This is a genomic window from Terrabacter sp. P2_E3, assembly GCF_056403915.1.
The window spans coordinates 1-22,249 of record NZ_JBFUEN010000024.1 but is presented as its reverse complement, the minus strand read 5'-3'; the positions used below and the strand labels follow the sequence as shown (position 1 = coordinate 22,249).

Annotated in this window: 24 protein-coding genes; 13 read left to right on the top strand and 11 right to left on the bottom strand. The window is 73.1% G+C overall.

Going from position 1 to position 22,249, the window contains the following annotated elements; translation table 11 throughout:
• Positions 1-138: 138 nt before the first annotated feature.
• The 5 genes from AC1DW8_RS22190 to AC1DW8_RS22170 form a co-directional block, all read right to left on the bottom strand.
• Complete coding sequence (locus tag AC1DW8_RS22190; RefSeq protein ID WP_056822562.1) at positions 139-942, bottom strand: Cof-type HAD-IIB family hydrolase; 804 nt, start codon at positions 940-942, stop codon at positions 139-141.
• A gap of 25 nt (positions 943-967) precedes the next feature.
• Positions 968-1,375, bottom strand: a complete 408-nt coding sequence (locus AC1DW8_RS22185) for a DUF3151 domain-containing protein (RefSeq protein WP_056751827.1) — start codon at positions 1,373-1,375, stop codon at positions 968-970.
• Positions 1,372-2,400, bottom strand: coding sequence for a class II fructose-bisphosphate aldolase (gene fbaA, locus AC1DW8_RS22180; protein WP_056822563.1), 1,029 nt, complete (start codon positions 2,398-2,400; stop codon positions 1,372-1,374). The genes AC1DW8_RS22185 and fbaA overlap by 4 nt, the downstream gene beginning before the upstream one ends.
• A 102-nt stretch (positions 2,401-2,502) precedes the next feature.
• A complete protein-coding gene (locus AC1DW8_RS22175) occupies positions 2,503-3,291 on the bottom strand; it encodes a hypothetical protein (protein WP_478095900.1) in 789 nt (262 codons plus the stop codon).
• 13 nt (positions 3,292-3,304) lie between these two features.
• Positions 3,305-4,150 carry a GNAT family N-acetyltransferase gene (locus tag AC1DW8_RS22170; protein ID WP_156415425.1) on the bottom strand — a complete coding sequence of 282 codons (846 nt, stop codon included), beginning with the start codon at positions 4,148-4,150 and terminating at the stop codon, positions 3,305-3,307.
• A gap of 29 nt (positions 4,151-4,179) precedes the next feature.
• Between AC1DW8_RS22170 and AC1DW8_RS22165 the strand changes: the two genes are divergently transcribed.
• Positions 4,180-5,592, top strand: a complete 1,413-nt coding sequence (locus tag AC1DW8_RS22165) for an NAD(P)/FAD-dependent oxidoreductase (RefSeq protein WP_056822565.1) — start codon at positions 4,180-4,182, stop codon at positions 5,590-5,592.
• A gap of 76 nt (positions 5,593-5,668) precedes the next feature.
• Here the strand turns inward: AC1DW8_RS22165 and AC1DW8_RS22160 are convergent, their stop codons facing one another.
• On the bottom strand, positions 5,669-6,796 hold the full coding sequence (locus AC1DW8_RS22160) for a M24 family metallopeptidase (RefSeq protein WP_478095899.1): 1,128 nt from the start codon (positions 6,794-6,796) through the stop codon (positions 5,669-5,671).
• 79 nt (positions 6,797-6,875) lie between these two features.
• Here AC1DW8_RS22160 and AC1DW8_RS22155 point away from each other — a divergent pair, with 79 nt between their 5' ends.
• The 4 genes from AC1DW8_RS22155 to AC1DW8_RS22140 are packed head-to-tail and all read left to right on the top strand — an operon-like array spanning position 6,876 to position 11,174.
• Positions 6,876-8,264, top strand: a complete 1,389-nt coding sequence (locus AC1DW8_RS22155; protein ID WP_478095898.1) for a sensor histidine kinase — start codon at positions 6,876-6,878, stop codon at positions 8,262-8,264.
• Entirely contained in the window at positions 8,261-8,965 is a 705-nt protein-coding gene (locus tag AC1DW8_RS22150; RefSeq protein WP_478095897.1) for a response regulator transcription factor, read from the top strand. Before AC1DW8_RS22155 ends, AC1DW8_RS22150 begins: the two co-directional genes overlap by 4 nt.
• 35 nt (positions 8,966-9,000) lie before the next feature.
• Positions 9,001-9,927 carry an ABC transporter ATP-binding protein gene (locus tag AC1DW8_RS22145; protein WP_478095896.1) on the top strand — a complete coding sequence of 309 codons (927 nt, stop codon included), beginning with the start codon at positions 9,001-9,003 and terminating at the stop codon, positions 9,925-9,927.
• Positions 9,924-11,174 (top strand): ABC transporter permease, encoded by a 1,251-nt coding sequence (locus AC1DW8_RS22140; RefSeq protein ID WP_478095895.1) that lies wholly within the window; start codon positions 9,924-9,926, stop codon positions 11,172-11,174. The genes AC1DW8_RS22145 and AC1DW8_RS22140 overlap by 4 nt, the downstream gene beginning before the upstream one ends.
• A gap of 2 nt (positions 11,175-11,176) precedes the next feature.
• Here AC1DW8_RS22140 and AC1DW8_RS22135 read toward each other — a convergent pair whose 3' ends face one another.
• Complete coding sequence (locus tag AC1DW8_RS22135; protein WP_478095894.1) at positions 11,177-12,433, bottom strand: MFS transporter; 1,257 nt, start codon at positions 12,431-12,433, stop codon at positions 11,177-11,179.
• 214 nt (positions 12,434-12,647) lie between these two features.
• On the bottom strand, positions 12,648-13,820 hold the full coding sequence (locus tag AC1DW8_RS22130; protein WP_478095893.1) for a citrate/2-methylcitrate synthase: 1,173 nt from the start codon (positions 13,818-13,820) through the stop codon (positions 12,648-12,650).
• Positions 13,821-13,938: 118 nt separating this feature from the next.
• Between AC1DW8_RS22130 and AC1DW8_RS22125 the strand changes: the two genes are divergently transcribed.
• Positions 13,939-15,117 carry a citrate/2-methylcitrate synthase gene (locus AC1DW8_RS22125; RefSeq protein ID WP_478095892.1) on the top strand — a complete coding sequence of 393 codons (1,179 nt, stop codon included), beginning with the start codon at positions 13,939-13,941 and terminating at the stop codon, positions 15,115-15,117.
• A 1-nt stretch (position 15,118) separates the two neighbouring features.
• On the opposite strand, the gene AC1DW8_RS22120 is transcribed toward AC1DW8_RS22125, so the two are convergent.
• The gene (locus AC1DW8_RS22120; RefSeq protein ID WP_056772038.1) at positions 15,119-15,787 is read right to left on the bottom strand and encodes a TrmH family RNA methyltransferase; all 669 of its coding nucleotides are present in this window, start codon (positions 15,785-15,787) and stop codon (positions 15,119-15,121) included.
• Positions 15,788-15,963: 176 nt separating this feature from the next.
• On the opposite strand from AC1DW8_RS22120, the gene AC1DW8_RS22115 reads away from it, so the two are divergent.
• The 4 genes from AC1DW8_RS22115 to AC1DW8_RS22100 all read left to right on the top strand — a co-directional run bounded on the left by AC1DW8_RS22115 (position 15,964) and on the right by AC1DW8_RS22100 (position 19,530).
• Positions 15,964-16,878 (top strand): SPFH domain-containing protein, encoded by a 915-nt coding sequence (locus AC1DW8_RS22115; RefSeq protein ID WP_478095891.1) that lies wholly within the window; start codon positions 15,964-15,966, stop codon positions 16,876-16,878.
• Positions 16,875-17,501 carry a hypothetical protein gene (locus tag AC1DW8_RS22110; RefSeq protein ID WP_056772040.1) on the top strand — a complete coding sequence of 209 codons (627 nt, stop codon included), beginning with the start codon at positions 16,875-16,877 and terminating at the stop codon, positions 17,499-17,501. Before AC1DW8_RS22115 ends, AC1DW8_RS22110 begins: the two co-directional genes overlap by 4 nt.
• Before the next feature lie 258 nt (positions 17,502-17,759).
• Positions 17,760-18,488, top strand: coding sequence for a DedA family protein (locus tag AC1DW8_RS22105; protein WP_442296751.1), 729 nt, complete (start codon positions 17,760-17,762; stop codon positions 18,486-18,488).
• 91 nt (positions 18,489-18,579) lie between these two features.
• Positions 18,580-19,530, top strand: a complete 951-nt coding sequence (locus tag AC1DW8_RS22100) for a TIGR03086 family metal-binding protein (protein WP_478095890.1) — start codon at positions 18,580-18,582, stop codon at positions 19,528-19,530.
• 19 nt (positions 19,531-19,549) lie between these two features.
• Here the strand turns inward: AC1DW8_RS22100 and AC1DW8_RS22095 are convergent, their stop codons facing one another.
• Positions 19,550-20,290 (bottom strand): LemA family protein, encoded by a 741-nt coding sequence (locus AC1DW8_RS22095; protein WP_478095889.1) that lies wholly within the window; start codon positions 20,288-20,290, stop codon positions 19,550-19,552.
• Positions 20,291-20,433: 143 nt separating this feature from the next.
• On the opposite strand from AC1DW8_RS22095, the gene AC1DW8_RS22090 reads away from it, so the two are divergent.
• Together AC1DW8_RS22090 and AC1DW8_RS22085 are read left to right on the top strand one after the other, a co-directional pair.
• Positions 20,434-20,727 carry a DUF1905 domain-containing protein gene (locus tag AC1DW8_RS22090; RefSeq protein ID WP_478095888.1) on the top strand — a complete coding sequence of 98 codons (294 nt, stop codon included), beginning with the start codon at positions 20,434-20,436 and terminating at the stop codon, positions 20,725-20,727.
• Positions 20,724-21,404: a hypothetical protein gene (locus AC1DW8_RS22085; protein WP_478095887.1), complete on the top strand. Its 681-nt coding sequence runs from the start codon at positions 20,724-20,726 to the stop codon at positions 21,402-21,404. The genes AC1DW8_RS22090 and AC1DW8_RS22085 overlap by 4 nt, the downstream gene beginning before the upstream one ends.
• Here the strand turns inward: AC1DW8_RS22085 and pyrE are convergent.
• Positions 21,368-21,931 (bottom strand): orotate phosphoribosyltransferase, encoded by a 564-nt coding sequence (pyrE, locus tag AC1DW8_RS22080; RefSeq protein WP_056772055.1) that lies wholly within the window; start codon positions 21,929-21,931, stop codon positions 21,368-21,370. The genes AC1DW8_RS22085 and pyrE overlap by 37 nt on opposite strands.
• A gap of 81 nt (positions 21,932-22,012) precedes the next feature.
• Here pyrE and AC1DW8_RS22075 point away from each other — a divergent pair.
• A partial coding sequence (locus AC1DW8_RS22075; RefSeq protein WP_478095886.1) for a maleylpyruvate isomerase N-terminal domain-containing protein occupies positions 22,013-22,249 on the top strand: 237 nt, incomplete at its 3' end.

The window sequence follows — 22,249 nt, the reverse complement described above, 5'->3', positions numbered from 1 at the left end:
CGGTGGAGAAAGGTGAGGCGGATCGGGCCACCCGGCCCCGATTGCTCCGCCCCGGCGGAGTTGTGGCGGCGACGATCGCCTCGCCACCCAGCGTGCAGCGCGCAAGCGACGGGCCGATCCGGTCCAGCTGCGCACCGGTCAGTGCGAGGCGAGCCAGTCCTCCAGGTAGGCGGCGACGCCGTCCTCGCGGTGGTGGCCCGTGACGACCGTGGCCGCGTCGAGGGCCGGGTCGACGGCGTTGGCGACGGCGACCGCGGTGCCCGCCACGGCGAAGGCCGAGACGTCGTTGTGGTTGTCGCCGAAGAAGACCGTGTCGGAGACGTCGACGCCGAGCTCGTCGGCGAGGGCGCGCAGCCCGTCACCCTTGGAGCAGGCGGCGTTGGCGATCTCGAGGTAGGTCGCCTTGGAGCGGTAGGTCACGAGGCCGGCTCGACCCGTGAGCGCCGCCTCCAGCTCGTCGACGAGCGCCGGCTCGCCCATCGCCATGACCTTGTGCGGCGGCTGCACGTCGACGCGACCGCCCGACACGTAGTCGTGCGCCGACTCCGGGCTCGGGTCGACGGCGGTGATCGTCGCCTCGCGCTCGGTCCACTCGTCGGGACCCCAGGCGTACCAGTCGTCCCCGGCGAAGAAGCTCGCGTGGAGCGCGAGCCGCTCGCACACGGCATACGTGGCCCTCGCGTCGTCGGGCGTGATCGCGACGTCGGTGACGACCGAGCGGTCTGCACGCAGCACGAGCCCGCCGTTGTACGCGATGAGCGGGGTGGGCTCGACGCCGCAGAGACGCTCGAGACCCTCGAGGGACGCGGGCATGCGCGAGCTGCAGAGCACGAACGTGTGGCCGGCCTCCCGCACCGCCCGGATGGCGGCCACGGTGCGGGAGGACAGCGTGCGTCGGTGGTCCAGCAGCGTGCCGTCGACGTCGGAGCAGAAGAGCGTCATGCGGTGCAGTGGCCGAGCAGGCCGGTCAGAGACCGAGCTCGCGCGCCGCCTCGGCCGAGCTGTCGCGCAGGAACTGCGTGCAGCGGGCCTCCTCGTCGCTCTCGCCGATGGCGCGCGCCGCCCGGGCGAGGGCCGCGAGCGCACGCAGGAAGCCGCGGTTGGGCTCGTGCGACCACGGCACCGGACCCTGGCCGCGCCAGCCGGACTTGCGCAGCGAGTCGAGCGCCCGGTGGTAGCCGGTGCGGGCGTACGCGTACGCCTCGACGTCGCGGTCACCGTCGGCGAGCGCGTCCTCGGCGAGGACGGCCCACGCGAGCGAGCTCGCGGGGTACGTCGCCGCCACCTGCACCGGGTCGACCCCGGCGTCGAGCTTCTCGGCGGCCGGGTCGACGGCGAGCCGGGTCTCGGGGATGCCGAGCAGGTTGTCGCTCACTGGTGCGTGCCCGCCGAGCGCAGCGCGTCACAGGCCTCGACGACGCGCTTGGCCATGGCCTCCTCGGCCGACTTGCCCCAGGCGCGGGGGTCGTACTGCTTCTTGTTGCCGACCTCGCCGTCGATCTTGAGCACGCCGGCGTAGTTGCCGATCATCCAGCCGGCGATGTCGCGCGTGAAGGCGTACTGCGTGTCGGTGTCGACGTTCATCTTGATGACGCCGTTGTCGACGGCGGCCGAGATCTCCTCGGGCAGCGAGCCCGAGCCGCCGTGGAAGACGAGGTCGAAGGGGCGCGCATCGTCCGTCAGGCCGAGCTCCGTGGCGGCGGCGTGCTGGGCCTGCAGGAGGATCTCGGGGCGCAGCTTGACGTTGCCCGGCTTGTAGACGCCGTGGACGTTGCCGAAGGTGAGGGCCGTCAGGTAGCGGCCGTTCTCGCCGGAGCCGAGGGCCTTGATCGTCGCGATGGCGTCCTCGGGGGTCGAGTAGAGCTTGTCGTCGATGGCTCCCTCGACGCCGTCCTCCTCGCCGCCGACGACGCCGACCTCGATCTCGAGGATGACGTTGGCGGCCTTGGCGAGGGCGAGCAGCTCCTGGGCGATCTGGAGGTTCTCGTCGAGCGGCACGGCCGAGCCGTCCCACATGTGCGACTGGAACCACGGCGTGCCGCCGGCCTGGACGCGCTCGGTGCTCGCCGCGAGGAGCGGGCGCACGAAGGAGTCGAGCTTGTCCTTGGGGCAGTGGTCGGTGTGCAGCGCGATGTTGACGGGGTAGTTCTTGGCCACCTCGTGCGCGTAGGCCGCGAAGGCCAGCGAGCCGCTCACCATGTTCTTGATGCTCGGGCCGGAGAGGTAGTCGGCCCCACCCGTCGAGACCTGGATGATGCCGTCGGAGCCGGCGTCGGCGAAGCCCTTGAGCGCGGCGTTCAGCGTCTGTGAGCTCGAGACGTTGATGGCGGGGTACGCGAAGGAGCCGGCCTTCGCGCGGTCGAGCATGTCGGCATACACCTCGGGGGTGGCGATGGGCATTGCTACTCCTGCTGTCTGGTGAGCGGGTTCACGATCCGCCGTGAATCCTGCCACGTATGCCGCCGCGTGCCCACGGGTGCCCACCCACCGGTGAGCGCCCGCTCAGAGAAGGCGCGCGACGAGCACTGCGAGGGCCCTCTGCTGCTCCCCCGGCCGCCACCCGCTGCCGTCGAGCGTGGCCCACACGAGGTGGGCTCCGCGGCGCAGCAGGACCACCTCGGCGGACCCGGCGCCGTACTCCGAGGGGACCGTCCCGATGCGGGCGCCGACCCCGGCCACCCGGCTCGGCGACGCCTTCGCGCAGGTCGTGAACGCGGCGTCGAGATAGGCGACGAGGCCTCCCGGGTCGCCTGCGGCGAGGTCGACGAGGCTGAAGGTGACGACCTTCGTGCCGGCCGAGCTCTCGGGCGGGGCCTGGTTGCCGGCCTGCTTGGGCATCGTCAGGAGGTAGCCCTCGACGACGCGTCGCGCCCGGCTCGCCGGGATGAACGCATCGTTGAGCAGGCCGGTCCACGGCACGAGGCCGTCGCACTGCGGTCGGGAGGGCAGCTCGCCGGGACACTGCGCCCGGTCGGCGGCGTCGGGACCCGGCACCGCCTCCTTGGGGGCGGGGAACGCGCTCGTCTCGGCGCCGGGGAAGACGGCGTCGAGGGGCACACGGCCCGTGCCGGTGAGCGGCCGCGTCGTGGTGCACCGCGGGGCGGCCTCGATGAAGGTCATCCCGGGATCGGGCTGGGCCGTCCCCGTCGTCGACGTGGCGCTGCGGACGGCGGGGTCGGCGCTCTCCGTGGTGCACGCGCCGAGGAGCGTGGTGGCCAGCGCCCCGAAGGCCAGGGCGGCCAGGGCGGCACGAGCGGCCGTGGCTGCGCGCCGCCGTGGCGCCCGCGTCACCACCGTCGCCCCGTCAGGCCCTGGGATCGAAGACGTACGGGGTCGTCGTCGCGACGCGGTGCAGGCCGAGGCGACGGAGGATCGGCTCGGAGTCGGGCGAGGCGTCGACGCGGACGTACTCCTTGCCGCGGTCGAGGCCGAGGCGGGCCCGGTGGAGCAGCGTGGCCCGGTAGAGCCCACGGCCCCGCCACTCCGGCAGCGTCGAGCCACCCCAGAGGCCGGTGAACCCGCTCGCGTCGTACTCACCACGGGCCGCGCAGAGGACCGGCCCCTCGCGGGACTCCTCGACGACGACGACGTCCATCGAGTCGGGCCGGGCGACCCACTCGGGATAGAGCGACTCGGTCACCCAGGCGTGGTCGTCGCCCCACACCGTCTCGGACATCGTGCGCATCCGGGCGAAGTCCTCGAAGCCGTCGGCAGCACGCACGACGACGCCCTCGGGCAGCGCGAGGTCCTGCGCCGCGAGTGGGCCGGCCTCGCCGAGGATCAGCGCCTCGTCGTCCTCGCGGACGAAGCCTGCAGCCTCGAGGCGCGCGCCGAGGTCGCTCGGCTCGTCGTAGTCGTAGGTCTTCCACTCGACCTTCTGGCCGCGCTGGGCGAAGAAGTCACGCACCCGGAGGACGAGACCGTCGGGGTCGTCACCGAGACCGTCCGGGCTCTCGACCATCGCGAAGTGGCCGGCCGGGTCGAGGTCGTAGTGCTTGCGCACCGGGCCGTCGAGCTCGAGCGGGCGCTCGGCCGTCCCGAGCGGGACGGGGGCGCGCGTCTGGTCGTGGAAGACCCGGAGCAGCTGCTCGGGCAGGGGCGCCGACGCCGGCGCGGCATCGCTCTGGAACGAACGGGGGTTCACAGGCACCAGCCAAGCATGGTCTGATCCGTCTCGTCATGCCTGTTTCCCCGCTCTCGCCCCGCGCCGCCACGGCTCTCGCCGACGCGCGCCCCGTCCCCTTCTGGACCGACCGTCCCGAGCGGCCCGACCCGCGGGCGCCCCTGACGGGCGCAGCGCCCCGCACCGACCTGCTCGTCGTGGGCGGCGGGTTCACCGGGCTGTGGGCCGCGATCCAGGCCAAGGAGGCCGACCCGTCGCGCGACGTCGTCGTCGTCGAGGCCGGCCGGCTGGCCGACGGCGCGTCCGGGCGCAACGGCGGCTTCATGGCGCCCTCGCTGACCCACGGCCTCGCCCAGGGCGTCGGCTGCTGGCCCGACGAGATGGAGACCCTCGACCGGCTCGCGGCCGAGAACGTCGCGGGCATCGAGAGGACACTGACGGCCTACGGCATCGACGCCGACCACCACGTGCCCGGCGAGCTGACGCTGGCCCTCACCGAGCACCAGGTCCCTTCCGTCCGCGAGTCCTTCGAGCTGCACCGCGCCCACGGCGTCCCGGTCGAGCTGCTCGACGCCGCGCAGGCGCGGGCCCGCGTCGACTCACCGCGCTACCTCGCCGGGATGTACGACCCCGAGGTCGCGCTCGTCGACCCCGCGCGCCTGGTCTGGGGGCTGGCCCGCGCGGCCGAGTCGCTCGGCGTGCGGCTCCACGAGCACACGCGTGCAACGGGGTTCGACACCGAAGGCGACGGCGTGAGGGTGACGCTCGACGAGGGCTCGATCCACGCGCGACGCGTCGTCATCGGGACGAACGCGTCGCAGGGCGTGCTCAAGCGCTTCAGCGCGTGGGTGCTGCCCGTCTACGACCACGTCCTCATGACCGAGCCCCTGACGCCGGCCCAGCTCGACGCCATCGGCTGGAAGGGGCGCGAGGGACTGACCGACGCGGGCAACCAGTTCCACTACTACCGAAGGACGCTCGACGACCGGGTGCTCTTCGGCGGCTACGACGCGAACTACCACTTCCCCGGACGCATCGACCCGGCGCTCGAGCAGTCGGATGCCTCGCACGGGCTGCTCGCCGACCACTTCCTCGACCTCTTCCCGCAGCTCGAGGGCATCCGTTTCACGCACCGCTGGGCCGGCGTCATCGACACGACGTCCCGTTTCACGCCGGTCTTCGGCACGGCGCTCGGCGGGCGGATGGCGTATGCCGTCGGCTACACCGGGCTGGGCGTCGCCTCGACCCGCTTCGGCGCGGCCGTCGCCCTCGATCTCGTCGACGGCAAGGACACCGAGCTCACCCGGCTCGGGATGGTGCGGCGCAAGCCGATCCCCTTCCCGCCCGAGCCGATCCGGTATGCCGCCGTGCGCGCCACGCGGTCGTCGCTCGCGGCCGAGGACCGCACCGGCCGGCGCAACCTGTGGCTCCGCGCGCTCGACCGGATCGGCGTGGGCTTCGACTCCTGAGGTCGGGCCACCTGGGCCCCTGGGAGAGCGGGGCCACTCGACGCTCGAGTGGCCCGGTCGTCACACCCGTTCCAGGTCAGAGGACGACGAGGTCGGTGGGTCTCGTGTTGAAGCGCTCGACACCGTCGTCGGTCACCGCGACGATGTCCTCGATGCGTGCGCCCCAGCGGCCCGCGAGGTAGACGCCCGGCTCGATGCTGAAGGTCATGCCGGGCTCGACCGGGAGGTCGTTGCCGGCGACGATGTAGGGCTCCTCGTGACCGTCGAGGCCGATGCCGTGGCCGGTGCGGTGGATGAAGTGCTCCGCGAGACCGGCCGCCGCGAGCACGTCGCGGGCCGCGCGGTCGATGGCCTCGCACGTCACGCCGGGCCGCACGAACTCGACGGACGCCTGCTGCGCCGCCTGCAGCGCGGCATACGCCTCGGCCACGTCGGGCTCGCGGGGCGACCCGACGGCATACGTGCGCGTGCTGTCGGAGCCGTAGCCCGAGGGCAGCGGGCCCCCGATGTCGACGACGACGACGTCGCCGTCCTCGATGACACAGTCGCTGACGGAGTGGTGCGGGCTCGCGCCGTTGGGCCCCGACCCGACGATGACGAATTCGGCTGTGGCGTGGCCCTCCTCGACGATCGCAGCGGCGATGTCGACCGCCACGTCGGCCTCGGTGCGACCCGCGCGCAACCACTCCCCGACCCGGGCGTGCACGCGGTCGATGGCGGCGCCGGCCGCGCGCAGCTCCGCGAGCTCGGCCGCGTCCTTGCGCATCCGCAGCTCGCGGAGGACCGGGCCGGCGAGCTGCTGGTCCGCCGCCCCGGCGTCACGCAGCCGCAGCAGGTGCAGGGCCGGTGTCATGTCGGACACCGCGACGCGACCGGTCGGCACTCCGCCGAGCGCCAGGGCGTAGGGGTCCTCGCCGTCGACCCACGTGCGCACCTCGACGCCGAGCTCGCCGAGCGGCACGTGACCGAGACCGGCGTACTCGAGCGCAGGAGAGACGAAGACGGGGGCGACCGCGGCGTCGCTCGGCACGACGAGCGCCGTGAGCCGCTCGAACGACGAGCCCGCGATGCCGGTGAGGTAGCGCAGGTCGGAGCCGGGTGACACGACGGTCGCCGCGACGCCTGCATCTGCCGCGTGGTGTCGCAGCCGGTCGAGCCGGGAGCGCATCGTCGGGACGTCGAGGACGGAGGAGGTGACACCCATGCGCCCGAACCTACCGCCGCCAGGCCCTCCACCTCGAGGGGGAACCGGCACGGGCACCGGTCTGCCTAGGCTGGCCCCCATGGACGGCCGGTGGACTGCCCTCGTGGCGCGGGTGAGGGCCTACTTCGGTGTCGACACCGACTGGGAGCGGGTCCCCGACAACTCGCCGCGCCAGCGGCGTGCCGACCTCTGGGTCGCCCTCGGCTTCCTCGTCGCGGGGTCGCTCGGCGTCGAGCTGCTGCGCAGCATCGACTCACTCGGCGCGCAGCAGGACTCGTGGGTCTGGCCGCACGTCGCCGTGGCCCTCGGCACGCTCCCGCTCATCTGGCGTCACCGGTGGCCCCTGCTCGTCGCGGCCGGGCTGTCGCTGCACCTCTTCGTCTTCGGCCTGCTCATGCCGGCGGTCGCGGTGTCGATGCCGATGCAGGTCGTCTACTTCCTCGCCCTCTTCACCGGCGTCGCCTGGGCACGTGACCGGCAGGCGATGCTCGGCGTCGTCGCCGGTGTCGTGCTGCTGATGTTCGGCTGGCTCGCCTGGCAGCTCGCGGTGGGCAGCGGCGTCGAGGAGGCGATGAGCCGCGGCGACGAGCCCCTCGTCCACCAGGGCCTCTTCAGCCCGGCCGGCGCCTACGTCGTCTACACCCTGCTCATCAACGTCTTCTACTTCGGCGGCGCCATCATCGGCGGCCAGGCCGCCTGGCGCGCCGCGCTCCAGCGCGACCGCCTCGCCGCCCAGGCCCGCACCATCGACGCCCAGGCCACGAGCCTCCAGAGGCAGGCCGTCGTCGAGGAGCGGCTGCGGATCGCCCGTGAGCTCCACGACGTCGTCGCCCACCACGTCTCGGTCATCGGGATCCAGGCCGCCGCGGCCCGTCGCGTGCTGCGACGCGACGCGGATGCCGCCGAGGGTGCCCTGCGCTCGGTCGAGACGTCGTCGCGCGACGCCGTGGCCCAGATGCGGGGGCTGCTCGGCACGCTGCGCGCCGACGACCACGAGGGGACGTCGGACGGGTCGGGACCCGGGGGCCGCACCCGGGCGCCCGAGCCCGGGCTCGCGGACGTGACGACCCTGGCCCGTGAGGCCTCGACCCACGGCCTCGAGGTCGAGTGCCACGTCGTCGAGGACGTGCCCGGCGCGGCCGCCTCCGTCCCGGCACCCCTCGGGCTCTCGCTCTACCGCACCGCGCAGGAGGCGCTCGCCAACGTGCGGCGGCACTCGACGGCCTCGTCCGCGACGGTCTTCGTCCGCGTCGACCGGCGACCCGAGCACGGCTTCGCGCACGGCTACGCCGAGGTCGAGGTGCTCGACGGCGGGCGGCCGCGGTCGGGCACGTCGGGGACCGGCCTGGGTCTCCTCGGCGTCCGCGAGCGCCTGTCGACGCACGGCGGCGTGAGCGAGATCGGGCCCCGGGTCACCGGCGGCTACCGCGTCCGCGTGCGCATGCCGCTGCCCGAGGAGGCCTCGTGAGGGCACCCGTCCGCGTGCTGCTCGTCGACGACCAGCTGCTCGTCCGGTCCGGCTTCTCGCTCATCCTCTCGGTGGAGGACGACATCGAGGTCATCGGGCAGGCGAGCGACGGCGAGGAGGCCGTGCGGCTCACCCGCGAGCTGCGACCCGACGTCGTGCTCATGGACGTGCAGATGCCGGTCATGGACGGCATCGAGGCGACCCGGCGCATCGTCGCCGACGACCTGGCCAGGGTCGTCATCCTCACGACCTTCGACCGGGACGACTACGTCTTCGCCGGCCTCGCCGCCGGGGCGAGCGGCTTCCTGCTCAAGAACGCCGACGCCGACCACCTCATCGAGGCGGTGCGGGCCGTCTCGGGTGGCCACGCCCTGCTCGCCCCCGAGGTGACGCGGCGCGTCATCGAGCAGATGACGAACGGGCCGGTCGTCGACGCCGAGGCCGCCCCACGGCGGGACGACCGCGACCCGCGGCTCGACGACCTCACGCCACGCGAGTTCGAGGTGCTCGGTCTCGTCGGTCGAGGCCTCTCCAACGCCGAGATCGCCGCCCGGCTCTTCGTCGGTGAGGCGACGGTCAAGACGCACCTGTCCAACGTCTTCGCCAAGCTGCACCTGCGCGACCGCGTCCAGGCGGTCGTGCTGGCCTACGAGGCAGGTCTCATCCTCCGGGGGGACCCCGAGGATCAGCCGAACGGCTGATCCTGTGCACCCCCGCGCGGCCTAGCGTGGGTGGCATGAGCGAACACGGGGACCGCCTGACCAGACCACGCGCCACGGCCGACATCGAGCTGCGGCACCTGACCCGCACCTTCGGCGAGATCCGGGCCGTCGACGACATCAGCTTCACGGTCGGGGCCGGCCGGCTGACCGGCTTCGTCGGCGGCAACGGCGCCGGCAAGACCACGACGATGCGCATGGTCATGGGGGTCCTGTCGCCCAGCGGCGGCGAGGTGCTCTGGGACGGTCGCCCGATCACCGCCCTCGACCGGCGGCAGTTCGGCTACATGCCCGAGGAGCGCGGGCTCTATCCCAAGCAGGCGGTGCTCGACCAGCTCGTCTACCTCGGACGGCTCCGCGGCCTGAGCGCCTCGGCGGCCAAGGCCTCGGTGACGATCCACCTCGAGCGCCTCGGTCTCGCCGAGCGCGCCAAGGACCACGTCGAGAAGCTCTCGCTCGGCAACCAGCAGCGGGTCCAGATCATCGCCGCGCTCATGGGCCGGCCCCGGGCGCTCGTGCTCGACGAGCCGTTCAGCGGCCTCGACCCCGCCGCCGTCGACAACATGGCCGACCTCTTGCGCGAGCACACCGCACGCGGAGTTCCGGTCCTCTTCTCCTCCCACCAGCTCGACCTCGTCGAGCGGCTCTGCGAGCGCCTCGTCGTGCTCGCCAAGGGTCGGGTCGTCGCGTCGGGCAGCCCGGACGAGCTGCGCGCGACCTCCATCTCGCGGCACCGGCTCGTCCTCTCGGTCGATGCCGGGTGGGTGCGCGGTGTCGGTGGCGTGCACGCCGTCGACGTCGAGGGACACACGGCCCTGCTCGAGATCGTCGAGCACGGCGCCGAACGGGCTCTCCTCGAGGAGGCCCTGAGACGCGGCGAGGTGCACGAGTTCTCGCCGCAGCGACCCACCCTGGCCCAGATCTACCGTGAGGTGACGGCATGACCACCCTCCAGCACCGACCGGACCCCGACACCGCCGGCGCCGGCGAGGCCTCCGGGCCCGCCGACGAGCAGACGTCCGGGGGCGGGCGTCCGTGGCTCATCGTGGCCGTGCGCGAGGTCGTCGTCCGCGTCACGAACCGCACGTTCCTCTTCTCCACGCTCTTCACGCTCGTCTTCATCGCCGGTTTCGCGGCCTTCTCGGCGTGGCAGGCGGGGAAGACGACCACCTACACCATCGCCGTGTCGTCGGCCGAGGGCACACGCCTCGTCGAGCAGGCCGCGTCGACCGCGCGCTCGACGAGCGACACCGTCGTCATCACCCCGAGCACGGTCCCGGGCGAGGACGCGGCGCGCGCCGCCGTCGACCGGGGCGACGTCGACGCGTGGCTGCACGAGACGTCGGCCGGCTGGACGCTGACGTCCGGCGACGACGTGGAGGTGTCGCTGCGGACACCCCTCGAGGGAGCCGTGCGCGACGCCGCGCTCGACCGCAACGCGGCTGCGGCCGGCACGACGGTCGAGGCCCTCGAGCGCGGGGCGACCCTGGGCGCCGACCGCTTCGACGGGCAGACGACGAACCGCGGCTTCGTGCAGGCCGCCACCTTCGCCTTCGCGCTGCTCTTCTTCATGGGCGCCTTGATGTTCGGCCAGCAGATCGCCGCGAGCGTCGTCGAGGAGAAGCAGTCGCGGCTCGTCGAGATCATCGCGACGGCGATCCCGCTGCGCGCCCTGCTCGCGGGCAAGGTCGTCGGGAACTCCGTCATCGCGATGGGCCAGGTGGTGCTCTTCGCCGGGGTCGGGCTCGTGGCCGTGTCGTTGACCGAGTGGTCCTCGCTGCTGCCGGCGCTCTCGACCGCGGTCGTGTGGTTCGTCCTCTTCTTCGCGGTGGGCTTCTTCGCCCTGGCCTGTCTCTTCGCCGTCGCGGGCGCGCTCGCCTCGCGCACCGAGGACCTCCAGTCGACGACCTCCCCCCTGACGACGCTGCTCATGCTCGTCTACTTCGCGAGCTTCGCCCTGACCGGCACGGCCCTCAAGGTCGCCTCCTTCGTGCCGATCGTGTCGGTCGTGGCGATGCCGGGCCGCATCATCGCGGGCGACGCCGCCTGGTGGGAGCCCGTCGTGGCCCTCCTGCTCATGGCAGCCTTCTCCGCGGTGACCGTCGTCATCGGTGAGAAGGTCTACCGCCGGTCGCTCATGCAGACCCGGGGCCGGATGTCGTGGACGCAGGCCCTGCGCACGGCGGACTGACCTCAGGCGCGGCCCTGCACCGGGCGCTCACCCGGCGCCGTCACGTGACGGTACGGCGAGCTCCAGAGCAGCAGGGCCGCGACGGCGAGCCCGACCACCCCGATGGCGATGGCGACCCGGTTGCCCCACGTCGCGGCGACGAGGCCCCCGAGGGGAGCCGCGACGGCGATCGAGCCCCAGTTGAGCGACCGGATCGTCGCGTTCATCCGCCCGCGCAGCCGGTCGGGCGTCACGAGGTTGCGGTAGCTCATGTCGAGTGGGTCGCGCAGCCCCATCGCCAGGCCGAAGAGCGCGTTGGCGACGAGCGGCCACACGATGGCATACGGCCCCGGTTGGGCGAGCAGCAGGAGGGCGTATGCCGCCGGGCTCAGCCACTCCGTCGTCGTGATCACGCGGCCGGTGCCGAAGCGCACGCCGAGTCGCGGGGACAGGCCCGCTCCGAGGACGCCGGTCACGCCGGTCGCCGCGAGGACGAGCCCGACCGCGAGCGGGTCGAGGTGCAGCTCAGTCGTGGCGAAGTAGACGAGGACCGTCGTGACCATGGCGTTGGCGAAGAACCAGAGGTGCAGCGAGATGGCGTACGGGCGCAGCACCGTGTGCCCGTAGACCCAGGCCGCGCCCTCGCGCAGCTCGCGCCACACGTGCCGCTCGGGGGTGCGCTCGGGAGCCCGCTCCTCGACGCGGACCGTCATGAGCACGAGGGCCGACACGGCATACGACACGGCGTCGACGAGCACCGCGACGGGCGCGGACAGCAGCCGCACCAGCGCACCGCCGACGAGCGGACCGAGCGACTGCGTCGCGGCGTACGTCTGGGCGAGCCGGGCGTTCGCCGAGGCGAGGCGGGTCTCCGGCACGACCGTCGGCAGGAACGACAGGTGGGCGGCGCTGAAGAACATCGAGGCCGAGCCGGCGCAGAAGACGAGGACGGCGACGAGCGGCACCGTCAGGTGGCCGGTCAGGGCGAGCACCCCGATCGTGCCGATGAGCAGGGCGCACAGCAGGTCGGCCGCGACGAGCAGCGGCCGGCGCCGCACCCGGTCGACGACGACGCCGGCGAGCATGCCGAAGAGGAGGTAGGGCAGCCACGTCGCCGCCCGGACGATCCCGAGCTCGGTCTGGTCGGCGTGGAGGGTCTCGATGAGGAGCAGCTGGAGGGCGAGCGCCGAGACGAACGTGCCGAGGTTGGAGACGGCATCGGCGACCCAGAACCGGACGAATGCCGCATTACCGGGCGATTCGACCGACGTTCGTGACACCCCGAGCCCCCTCCTTACGCGATGCCTACCCTTCCTTGACACCACCTTGTCGAGTCCTGACCTGAACGTCGACCCGAGACTCCGATTCTGTCCTACCGTGGACATGACGTTCGGAGGGCTCCGGGCGACCACCAGCGACCGGATGCTCCCCCGGTCGCGCCGAGCAGGCCCCGGCAACCGGATGCGTCGGGGCCTGCTCGATGCCCTCCCCCGGTCAGGCCGGTTGCGGGGCGCGCGTGCCGGTGGGCACCGGCTGGGGCGGCGGCGGCCCGACGTAGCGTGCGGCCGGCCGGATGATCTTCGGGTCGCGGCTCTGCTCGAGGACGTTGGACGTCCAGCCGACGACGCGCGCGACGCAGAAGGTCGGCGTGAACATCGACGGGTCGAGCCCCGCGAGCTTCATGACGACGCCGGCGTAGAACTCGACGTTGGCGTGCAGCTCGCGCCCCGGCTTCAGCTCGGCCAGCGCACCCTCGATGGCGTCCTCGACCCCGACCGCGAGGTCGACGAGCGGGTCGTCCCAGCCGCGGGCGATCTGTTTGAGCATCTCCGAGCGCGGGTCGCGCGTGCGGTAGACGGCGTGGCCGAAACCCATGATCCGGTCGCCGGACCCGATGCGGTCGCGCACCCAGCCGTCGGCCCGGTCCAGGATGCCGATCTCGTCGAGGGCCTCGAGCGCCCGGCTCGGCGCGCCGCCGTGCTTCGGGCCCGAGAACGAGCCGATGGCCCCGACGAGGCAGGCCGCGAGGTCGGCGCCGGTGCTCGCGATGACCCGCGCGGTGAAGGTCGAGGCGTTGAAGCCGTGGTCCATCGTCGCGACGAGGTACTGCTCGACGGCGCGGGCGTCCCGCGCCGAGGGCAGCCGCCCCGTCACCATCCGCAGGTAGTCCTCGGCGTGGCCGAGGGTCGGGTCTGCCGGCACCGGCTCGAGCCCGTGGTGGAGACGATGCGCGGCCGCGAGGATCGTCGGCGTGACGGCGACGGCCGCCAGGGCGGCCGCGGCCTTCTCGTCCTCGTCGCAGTCGTAGAGCGGACGCAGGCCGGCGATGCCGCCCCACGCCGACAGCGTCGTGCGCAGCACCTGGAGCGAGTCGGTGGTCGTCGCGCAGATGGCGGGGAGCAGGTCGGCGAGGCCGGGCGGCAGCACGCGTAGTCGCCCCACCTCTGCGGTGAAGGCCGCCAGCTCCGCGTCGTCGGGCAGGTGGCCGCGCTCGAGCAGGTGCCAGGCCTGCTCGAAACCGACCTGCTCGGCGAGCTCGACGGCGGAGTACTGCCGGTAGTGGAAGAAGCCCTCGTCGCCGCGGACGTCGCCGAGCTCGGTGTCAGTGACGACGACCCTGGCGAGACCCTTCGGGACGGTGATGAATCCGGTGGGAGTGGTGGACATGGGGTCCTCCTTTCAGGTTCACTCGTCACTCTCAGCGATGTTGATCAACATCGTCAATGTTGATCTCGTCAACGGTTGACCCGATCAACCCCATCGACCAGACCCGCCCGGAGGCGACGTGACGACCGCACGAGGCACGTGGATCACGACGACGGAGGCCGCCCAGCGACTCGGCGTCAAACGGGCGACCCTCTACGCGTACGTCAGCCGCGGGCTGCTGCGGAGCGAGCGCCGGCCGGGCCAGCAGGAGAGCCTCTTCGACCGGGCGCAGATCGACGCCATGGCCTCGGCGACCCGTCCCCCGGGCGGACCGCAGCCGGTCCTGCGCTTCCGGAGCATCGCCACCGCCGTGAGCCGACAGGCAGAAGGGGAGCTCTTCTACCGCGGCCGCGCGTTGAGCGACGTCGTCGCCCTGCGGTCGCTCGAGGAGGCTGCGGGGGTCGTGCTGGGGACGACGGTGCCGCAAGGCTTCTCGGGGTTGCCGGAGACGGCCGCCATCGACCTGACGAGTCTGCCGCTCGAGCGGCGGATGCCCGTGGCCGTGCAGCTGCTCGCGGCGGCCGACCCCTTCTCCTCGGACACGGACCCCGAGCGGGTCAGGCACGCGGCGCTGCCCGCGGTCCGGGCCGCGCTCGCCCTGGCGGGGGCCTCGTCGCTCGGTCCGGCGGCCCGCGCCCGGTCCGGCGACCTCACGGCCCTGACGCTGACCGCCCTCGGCGGGGACCCGACGGCCGGCGGCGACGTCGCCGTGCTCCGGGTGCTGCTCGTGGCCCTCCTCGACCACGGCCTCACCGCCTCGACCGTCGCCGCGCGCGTCGCGGCCTCGACACGCGCCGGGCTCCACGACTGCCTGTCGGCCGCGTACGCCGCGATGGCCGGCCCGCTCCACGGCGCGGCCCCGGTAGCCGCCCACGCGCTGCTCGCCGAGGGCGTCGACCCCGCCGTGCTCGTGGCGCGGTCGCTGCGCGAGCGGAGCGTGGTGGCCGGCTTCGGACACTTCCTCTACCCCGAAGGCGACCCGCGCGCCGACGTCGTGCTCGAGGCCCTGTGGCGTCGGCGCGGCACCGCCCGGCTGCGGCGGCGCGTCGACGCGCTCGCGGCGCTCGTCGCAGAGCGCACGGGAGCGCTGCCCAACATCGACCTCGCGAGCGCCGCCGTGCTCCACGCCCTCGGCCTGCCCGCCGAGTCGGGCGAGGTGGTCTTCCAGGTCGCGAGGTCGGTCGGCGTCGCCGCCCACGTCGTCGAGGAGTATGCCGAGGAGCCCTTGCGCTGGCGCGGTCGCGACCCGCAGGGCTGAGCTACACCCGCTGGTCGAAGACGTGCCGGCGCACCCAGGCGTGCATCGCGATGGCAGCAGCCGCGCCGGCGTTGATCGAGCGGGTCGAGCCGAACTGCTCGATGTGGAGCACGGCCGTGCACTCGGCCCGCATCGGCTCGGACAGCCCGGGGCCCTCCTGGCCGAAGACGAGGACGCACCGGCGCGGCAGGTCGAACGTCTCGATGGGCACCGAGCCGGGCAGGTTGTCGACACCGACGAGGGCAAGCCCCTCGCCCCGCGCCCACGCGGCGAGCGCGGCGGCGTCCGGGTGGTGGTGCTCGTGCTGGTAGCGGTCGGTGACCATGGCCCCGCGTCGGTTCCACCGCCGCTTGCCGACGATGTGGAACGCGCGGGCGCCCATGGCGTTCGCCGTGCGGATGACCGACCCGATGTTGAAGTCGTGGCCCCAGTTCTCGACGGCGACGTGGAAGTCGTGGCGTCGGGCGTCGAGGTCGGCGACGATCGCGTCGTGGCGCCAGTACCGGTAGGCGTCGACGACGTTGCGCCGGTCGCCGTGCTCGAGCAGCTCGGGGTCCCAGTGGTCGCCGGACGGGCGCGGGCCCTGCCACGGGCCGACCCCGACCGCGACGGTCGGGCCGTTCGGTGCGTCCGGCCCGTTCGGGGTCTCACCCCCTTCAGGCGATGCCACGGGTCCCCTTCCGGTTCAGTCTGGAGTCACATCGGATGCCCGGAAGACTAACGACCGGGCGAACGGCCGGACGACCCACCGGGGCGGTCCGGTGGCGACAGGAGACCTGCCATGCGTTCCACGACCCCGGCGACCGGCTCGGTCACCACGCTCGCCGCGACCGGCCGGAGCCGGTCATGAGCACCGCCGCCACCGTGATCCTCGTCGTGCTCCTCGTGCCGATCCTCGCGATCTTCGCGTGGATGGTGGTCACGGCCTCGATGATCAAGGTGCCGGCCGGCGCCCTCGGCCTCGTGCTCAAGAACGGCCGGGCGACCGACCACTCCCTGACGCCCGGCCGGCACTGGGTGCCGCTCCTGCGCAAGACGATGGTCGTCGAGTACCCGTCGGTGGAGATGGCCTATCGAGCCGGCGAGGACGCGTCGTCGGCGGTGTCGCAGCTCGACCGCACCGGCCCCAGCCTCAGCTGCGCCCTCGGTGACCGGGCCCTGGCCGGCGTCGCGTACACGGTGCGCTACGCGATCATCCCCGAGCGGCTGCGCACGGTGCACGAGCGGTTCGGGCCCGAGGGCGTCCACGGACTGGTCCGGGACGAGAGCGGCCGGGCGATCAGCCGGGCCCTGAGCGACCCCGCCGTCACGGTCGAGACCCTCTTCGGGCGCGCCCGCTCCGACACCGAGACCCGGCTCGCGGAGGCCGTCACCGCCGCGCTGGAGGAGCACGGCCTCCGCGTCACCGGCTTCGTACTCGGGCCGGTCGACCTGGGCCGGACGGGGGAGGTCATCCAGGCCACGGTGCGCGCCACGTTCGAGCTCGCTCTCGAGGAGGCCGAGGCCGCCACGCGGATCGCCCAGGCCCAGAACGACGGCCGGCTCGAGCAGGAGATCACGACCGCACGCGAAGACGCCTGGCGCTACCGCGAGACCGACCTGTGGCGCGACCTCGTGCAGCGTTCGGACGGCGTTCAGGTGGGCCGTCGCCGTCCCGGCTACGGTCCCGGCCGGATGGGGCTCACGGTCCGCGAGGACCCTGCCGCTGGCCAGGGCGCCGCCGCGGCGGCCGACCAGCCTCCGGGCACTGAGCAGCAATGAACCGCGAGGGCTCCTTCGTCGACCGTCTCATCGAGATGGTCACGGTGCTCGTCCTCGGGCTCGCGACGGTCGGGACGGCCTGGTGCGGCTACCAGGCGTCCCAGTGGAGCGGGGCGCAGAGCACCGCGACGAGCACCTCGACCGACCAGCGCGTCGAGGCCAGCCGGCTGTTCGGCGTCGCGACCCAGAAGGTCAGCTACGACAGCAGCATGATCGCGCAGTACGCGCAGGCGGTGCAGGCGAAGAACACCCAGCTCGTGGCGTTCTACCGCGCGACCCTGATCCGCGAGGAGCTGCTCCCGGTCATCGACCGGTGGGAGGCCGAGATCCGGGCCGGCGGCACCCCGACGAGGCTCGTCGACGACACGAGCTACATGGACGACCAGCTCGGGCCCTACCAGGCGGCCACCGCGAAGGCGGACGCCTCGGGCAAGCAGGCGCTCCAAGCCGGGGAAACGGCGCACGACTACGTCATCAACACCATCCTGCTCGCGGTCGCACTCTTCTTCTCCGGCGTCCTGTCGAGCTTCCGCTACCGGCCGGCGCGCCTGCTGCTCGTCGTGGCCGCCATCGCGACCGTGGCCGTGGCCGCCGTGAACCTCGCGGACCTGCCCATCGCCTGACGACGCGGCCGCACGCGCAACGGGATCAGGAGGAGGACGGCACGCGCGCCGTCGTGGGCGCCGCAGCGTCCTCGACCCCGAGTGTCCGGCAGGTGCCGCCACTCCTCCTTCGCTCCCGCGTCCATCGTGAACCGGGTCCGCGCGCCGACGGAAGGGACGTCGTCCCATCGATATCCCTTCGAGACCCGCTCGAGACCCCACAGCGCGCTGACAGCGCGGATTCAGGCGCTCCCGGGCACACGGCATACCCTGTCACCCATGCACGCACTCGCCTCCGTCCTGCCGGCCATCGCGCCGGCCCTCGGCCCCAAGTGGATGGACCCCACCTACCTGCTCCAGCAGTACGGCGAGGCCTTCTTCTGGATCGCCGTCGCCATCGTCTTCATCGAGTGCGGCCTCCTCTTCCCGATCCTGCCCGGCGACTCCCTCCTCTTCGCGGTGGGCCTGTTCATCGCCACCGGCCAGGTGCACGTCAACCTCGGCGTGGCGATCGTGATCCTGTGCGCGTCGGCCTTCCTCGGCAACGTCGTCGGCTACGAGATCGGTCGGGCCCTCGGCACACCGCTCTATGCCCGCGACGGCAAGGTGCTCAAGAAGAAGTACTTCGACCAGACGACGGACTTCTTCGACCGGCACGGCAACAAGGCCCTCGTCATCGGCCGGTTCGTCCCGATCGTGCGCACCTACATCACCGTCGTGGCCGGCGTCAGCCGGATGGAGCGCCGCCGCTTCTTCACGTGGAGCGCCGTCGGCGCCGTGCTGTGGGCGGCCGGCCTCACCCTGCTCGGCTACTTCCTCGGGCAGGCCTTCCCGCGGCTCACCGACAACATCGAGGTCGCGATCCTGCTCGTCGTCGCCGTGTCGCTGCTGCCGATGGTCTACGAGTTCGTCAAGCACCGCCGCCGGGCCAAGGCGCTCGCTGCCGAGACCGCCGACGCGGCGGGCGACATCGCGGACCACGCGACGGGCAGCGATCGCGCCTCCTGACCGCGCCTCCTGACCGCGTCTTGACGTGATGTCCTGACGCGCCTCCCGAGCCCGGGGCACACTGGTGCTGCAGGGGTGATGGGAGGACGTCATGGAGGCAACGACCGAGACCCCGCACACCGGGTCCGACCTCGGCGGCGCCTACCGCCGCAGCGTGCAGTGGTGGTCGCAGCAGGTCGCCTCGGTGGCCGACGACCAGTGGGGCCTGCCGACGCCGTGCAGCGAGTGGACGGTGCGGGACCTCGTCAACCACGTGACGGGCGAGGACCTCTGGACCTCGCCGCTGATGCGCGGCCGCACCATCGCCGACGTCGGCAGCCGCCTCGACGGCGACCTCCTCGGTGAGGACGCCCGGGACGCCGCGGCGTCGGCCGCGACCGAGGCCCTCGGCACCGTCGCCGAGAAGCTCTCCTCGCACGGCACCGTGCAGCTGTCCTACGGCGAGGAGTCGATGGACGAGTACGTCCGCCAGCTCGTGGCCGACCACCTCGTGCACGGCTGGGACCTCGCCGCGGCGATCGGGCAGGACCGCGCGCTCGATCCGGGGCTCGTGGCCGACGTGGCGACGTGGTTCGACCGCATGGAGGAGGCCTACCGCTCCGGCGGGGCCGTCGGACCGCGTATGCCGTCCGGCGGCGACGCGCAGACCGACCTCCTCGCGCGCTTCGGACGGGATGCCACGTGGGGTCCGAACCATGCGGGTTTCACCGCCTTCGTCGCGGCGTTCGGACGGGGCGACGTCGACGCGATCATGTCGCTCATGACCGACGACTGCGTCTTCGAGGCCACCGGACCAGCGCCGGACGGTCTACGCCATGAGGGCGCGACCGACGTGCGCTCGGTGTGGGAGTCGCTCTTCACCGAGACGGGCAGCCCGCTCTTCACGGCCGAGGAGTCCTTCGTCGCCGGCGACCGCGGGGTGCTGCGCTGGCGCTTCTCCTGGGTCGCCCCGGACGGCTCGCCCGGCCACGTGCGCGGCATCGACGTCGTGCGCCTGCGCGACGGCAAGGTCTGCGAGAAGCTCTCGTACGTCAAGGGCTGACGCCCCGAACACCCTCCGGTCAGGCGCCGGACGTGCCCGGGCCGGCCGAGTCGGACGTCGGGTCGGGCTGGGTGGCACCGGGGGCCTGGGCCTGCGGCAGCGCGCCGGGCGCGCCACCCGGCTGGGTCGACGAGCCGCCGACGGCACCGGGCTGGGTGGACGCCGAGACGGCCGGGGTGCCGGAGCCCCCGACGGCGCTGTCGCCCCCGAAGGCGACGCTCGGGGCGACGGCCTCGGTCGCGGGGGTCTCGAAGTACTCGGCGCGCTTGACGCCCGCCATGTTGGCGACGATGTTCGAGGGGACGGACTCGACCTTGGTGTTGAGCTCGCGCACGAGGGCGTTGTAGTAGCGGCGCGAGCTCGCGATGCGGTCCTCGGTGCTCGTCAGCTCCTGCTGGAGGGCGAGGAAGTTCTGGTTGGCCTTGAGGTCGGGGTAGGCCTCGGCGACGGCCATGAGGCGACCGAGCGCCTGGCTCAGCTGGCCCTCGGCCTGCGCCGCCGCAGCGGGGGTCGACGCGCCCGACATCGCGGCGGACCGGGCCTGCATGACCTCCTCGAGCGTGCCGCGCTCGTGCGACGCGTAGCCCTTGACCGTCTCGACCAGGTTGGGGATGAGGTCGTGGCGACGCTTCAGCTCGACGTCGATCTGGCGCCAGCCCTCCTCGACCTTGTTGCGCAGGCCGATGAGGCCGTTGTACATGACGACGCCGACGACGGCGAGGAGCACGACGAGGCCGAGCAGGATCCAGACGATGATCATGGGTTCTCCCGATAGAGGGCGGCGGGTCGGTGTGCCGATCGAGCCGATCCTAGTGCTGGGCGCACGCGTGCGGACCGGGTCGCGGGTGCGACGCAGGCGCTGCTCGCCCGGTTCCTGTCGGTGCCGGGCCCTAGCGTGGACGCATGACGACGCTCCGGTTCACGGCCGACCTGTGGCGCTGGGAGGCGCAGACGGGATGGTTCTTCGTGACGGTCGGCGACGACGCGTCGGCACGCATCCGCGAGGTCCCGCGGCCGTCGCGGGGCTTCGGCTCGGTGCGCGTCCGGGCGACCGTCGGAGCCACGTCGTGGACGACGTCCGTCTTCCCGGACGCGAGCCGGGGCGCCTACGTGCTGCCGGTCAAGAAGGCGGTCCGCCACGCCGAGGGTCTCGGCGAGGGCGACCCCGCCGACGTCGTCCTCGAGGTCCTCGAGTGAGCGGCCTCGACGCACCGGCCCGCAACCGGGTCGACCCCTTCGGCGACGTCGTCGCCGCCCCCGGGCGCGGCGACCTCATGGGCAACCGGGGCCGCCTCCACGACGGCGCCGGCACGCGCGACGTCCGCCGGCACCACGTCGGACGCGCGTGGATCACGTGCCTGCTCAAGTTCCGCGACCGCCGCGTGCGGCAGTGGGACCCCAGCCACTACACGCCGCTCTTCTTCCTCGACGAGGCGCTCGCCCTCGCGGCCGGGCATCGTCCGTGCGCCGAGTGCCGTCGCGCCGACTTCAGCCGGTTCCGCGACCTCGTCGCGGCGAGCCACCGCACGACCCACCTGCCGGCGCCCGGTCTCGACCGGCTGCTCCACGACGAGCGCTGGGACCCGCGGCGGCGCACCCGCCGGCTGCATGCCTACGCCTGGGGTGACGTGCCCGACGGCACCTACGTGCTGCTGGGTTCGGGTCCTGCCGTCGTCACCAGCGGCGGCCTGCTGCCGTGGCTGCCCGACAACACGTATGCCGCCACGCCCGTCGAGCGCCCGCGCGCCGGCGTCGCGACGGTGATCACGCCACCGTCGTCCGTCGAGGCGCTGCGGGCGGGGTTCGAGGTGCGCGTCGGGCGGCGCCCGGGAGGCCCTCAGGCGAGCCCGAGCTCCTCGAGCGAGAAGGCGTAGCGGTACTCCACGCCGGCCTCGGCGGTGATCCGGTCGCCGGCGCCGGTGGCGCGGTCGGCGATGGTGGCGACGGCGACGACCTCGGCGCCGTCCTCACGGGCTGCCTCGACGGCGGCGAGCGGCGACGCACCGGTCGTCGTCGTGTCCTCGACGACGAGCACCCGTCGACCCGTGATCGACGGCCCCTCGATGCGCTGCTGGAGGCCGTGCGCCTTGCCGGCCTTGCGCACGACGAAGGCGTCGAGGCGCTCACCGGCGGCCGCGGCCGCGTGCAGCATCGAGGTCGCGACGGGGTCGGCGCCGAGCGTGAGGCCACCGACGGCGGCATACGTGAGGTCCTTGGTCAGCTCGCGCATGACGATCCCGACGAGGGGCGCGGCCTCCCCGTCGAGGGAGATGCGGCGCAGGTCGACGTAGTAGTCGGCCTCCTTGCCGGAGCTGAGGGTCACGCGACCGTGGACGATCGCCTTCTCTCGGATGATCTCGAGCAGGCGGGCACGGGCAGCGGCGGTGTCAGTGACGGTCACGAGGCTCCATCGTAGGGCCCCACGTCAGTCGGGCCGGAAAAGCGCTGTCGGGCGGGCGCGCCCGGGTGGTAGACATCCGGCGTGACGAGCGAGCTCGAGTTCCCCGACCTGCTGCGCCTCATCGACGAGCGGTCGCAGGCCTTCCGCTCCGCCGTCTCGACGGCGGCCAGCCTGGACGTGCCGGTCCCGACCTGTCCCGAGTGGACGCTGCTCGACCTGGTGCACCACCTGGGCGAGGGCCGTCGGTCGTGGGCCGCCACGGTCGCGGCCGGCCCGGCCGCCACCTCCCGGGTCCGGCCGCCGTCGGACGGCGAGCGA

What these genes read in the sequence shown, in the direction of transcription:
- AC1DW8_RS22190 (WP_056822562.1), bottom strand. Translation starts at nt 942, where the DNA reads ATGACGCTCTTCTGCTCCGACGTCGACGGCACGCTGCTGGACCACCGA.
- AC1DW8_RS22090 (WP_478095888.1), top strand. Translation starts at nt 20,434, where the DNA reads ATGACGACGCTCCGGTTCACGGCCGACCTGTGGCGCTGGGAGGCGCAG.
- AC1DW8_RS22115 (WP_478095891.1), top strand. Translation starts at nt 15,964, where the DNA reads ATGAGCACCGCCGCCACCGTGATCCTCGTCGTGCTCCTCGTGCCGATC.
- AC1DW8_RS22140 (WP_478095895.1), top strand. Translation starts at nt 9,924, where the DNA reads ATGACCACCCTCCAGCACCGACCGGACCCCGACACCGCCGGCGCCGGC.
- fbaA (WP_056822563.1), bottom strand. Translation starts at nt 2,400, where the DNA reads ATGCCCATCGCCACCCCCGAGGTGTATGCCGACATGCTCGACCGCGCG.
- AC1DW8_RS22110 (WP_056772040.1), top strand. Translation starts at nt 16,875, where the DNA reads ATGAACCGCGAGGGCTCCTTCGTCGACCGTCTCATCGAGATGGTCACG.
- AC1DW8_RS22165 (WP_056822565.1), top strand. Translation starts at nt 4,180, where the DNA reads ATGCCTGTTTCCCCGCTCTCGCCCCGCGCCGCCACGGCTCTCGCCGAC.
- AC1DW8_RS22130 (WP_478095893.1), bottom strand. Translation starts at nt 13,820, where the DNA reads ATGTCCACCACTCCCACCGGATTCATCACCGTCCCGAAGGGTCTCGCC.
- AC1DW8_RS22160 (WP_478095899.1), bottom strand. Translation starts at nt 6,796, where the DNA reads ATGGGTGTCACCTCCTCCGTCCTCGACGTCCCGACGATGCGCTCCCGG.
- AC1DW8_RS22145 (WP_478095896.1), top strand. Translation starts at nt 9,001, where the DNA reads ATGAGCGAACACGGGGACCGCCTGACCAGACCACGCGCCACGGCCGAC.
- AC1DW8_RS22155 (WP_478095898.1), top strand. Translation starts at nt 6,876, where the DNA reads ATGGACGGCCGGTGGACTGCCCTCGTGGCGCGGGTGAGGGCCTACTTC.
- AC1DW8_RS22100 (WP_478095890.1), top strand. Translation starts at nt 18,580, where the DNA reads ATGGAGGCAACGACCGAGACCCCGCACACCGGGTCCGACCTCGGCGGC.
- AC1DW8_RS22095 (WP_478095889.1), bottom strand. Translation starts at nt 20,290, where the DNA reads ATGATCATCGTCTGGATCCTGCTCGGCCTCGTCGTGCTCCTCGCCGTC.
- AC1DW8_RS22105 (WP_442296751.1), top strand. Translation starts at nt 17,760, where the DNA reads ATGCACGCACTCGCCTCCGTCCTGCCGGCCATCGCGCCGGCCCTCGGC.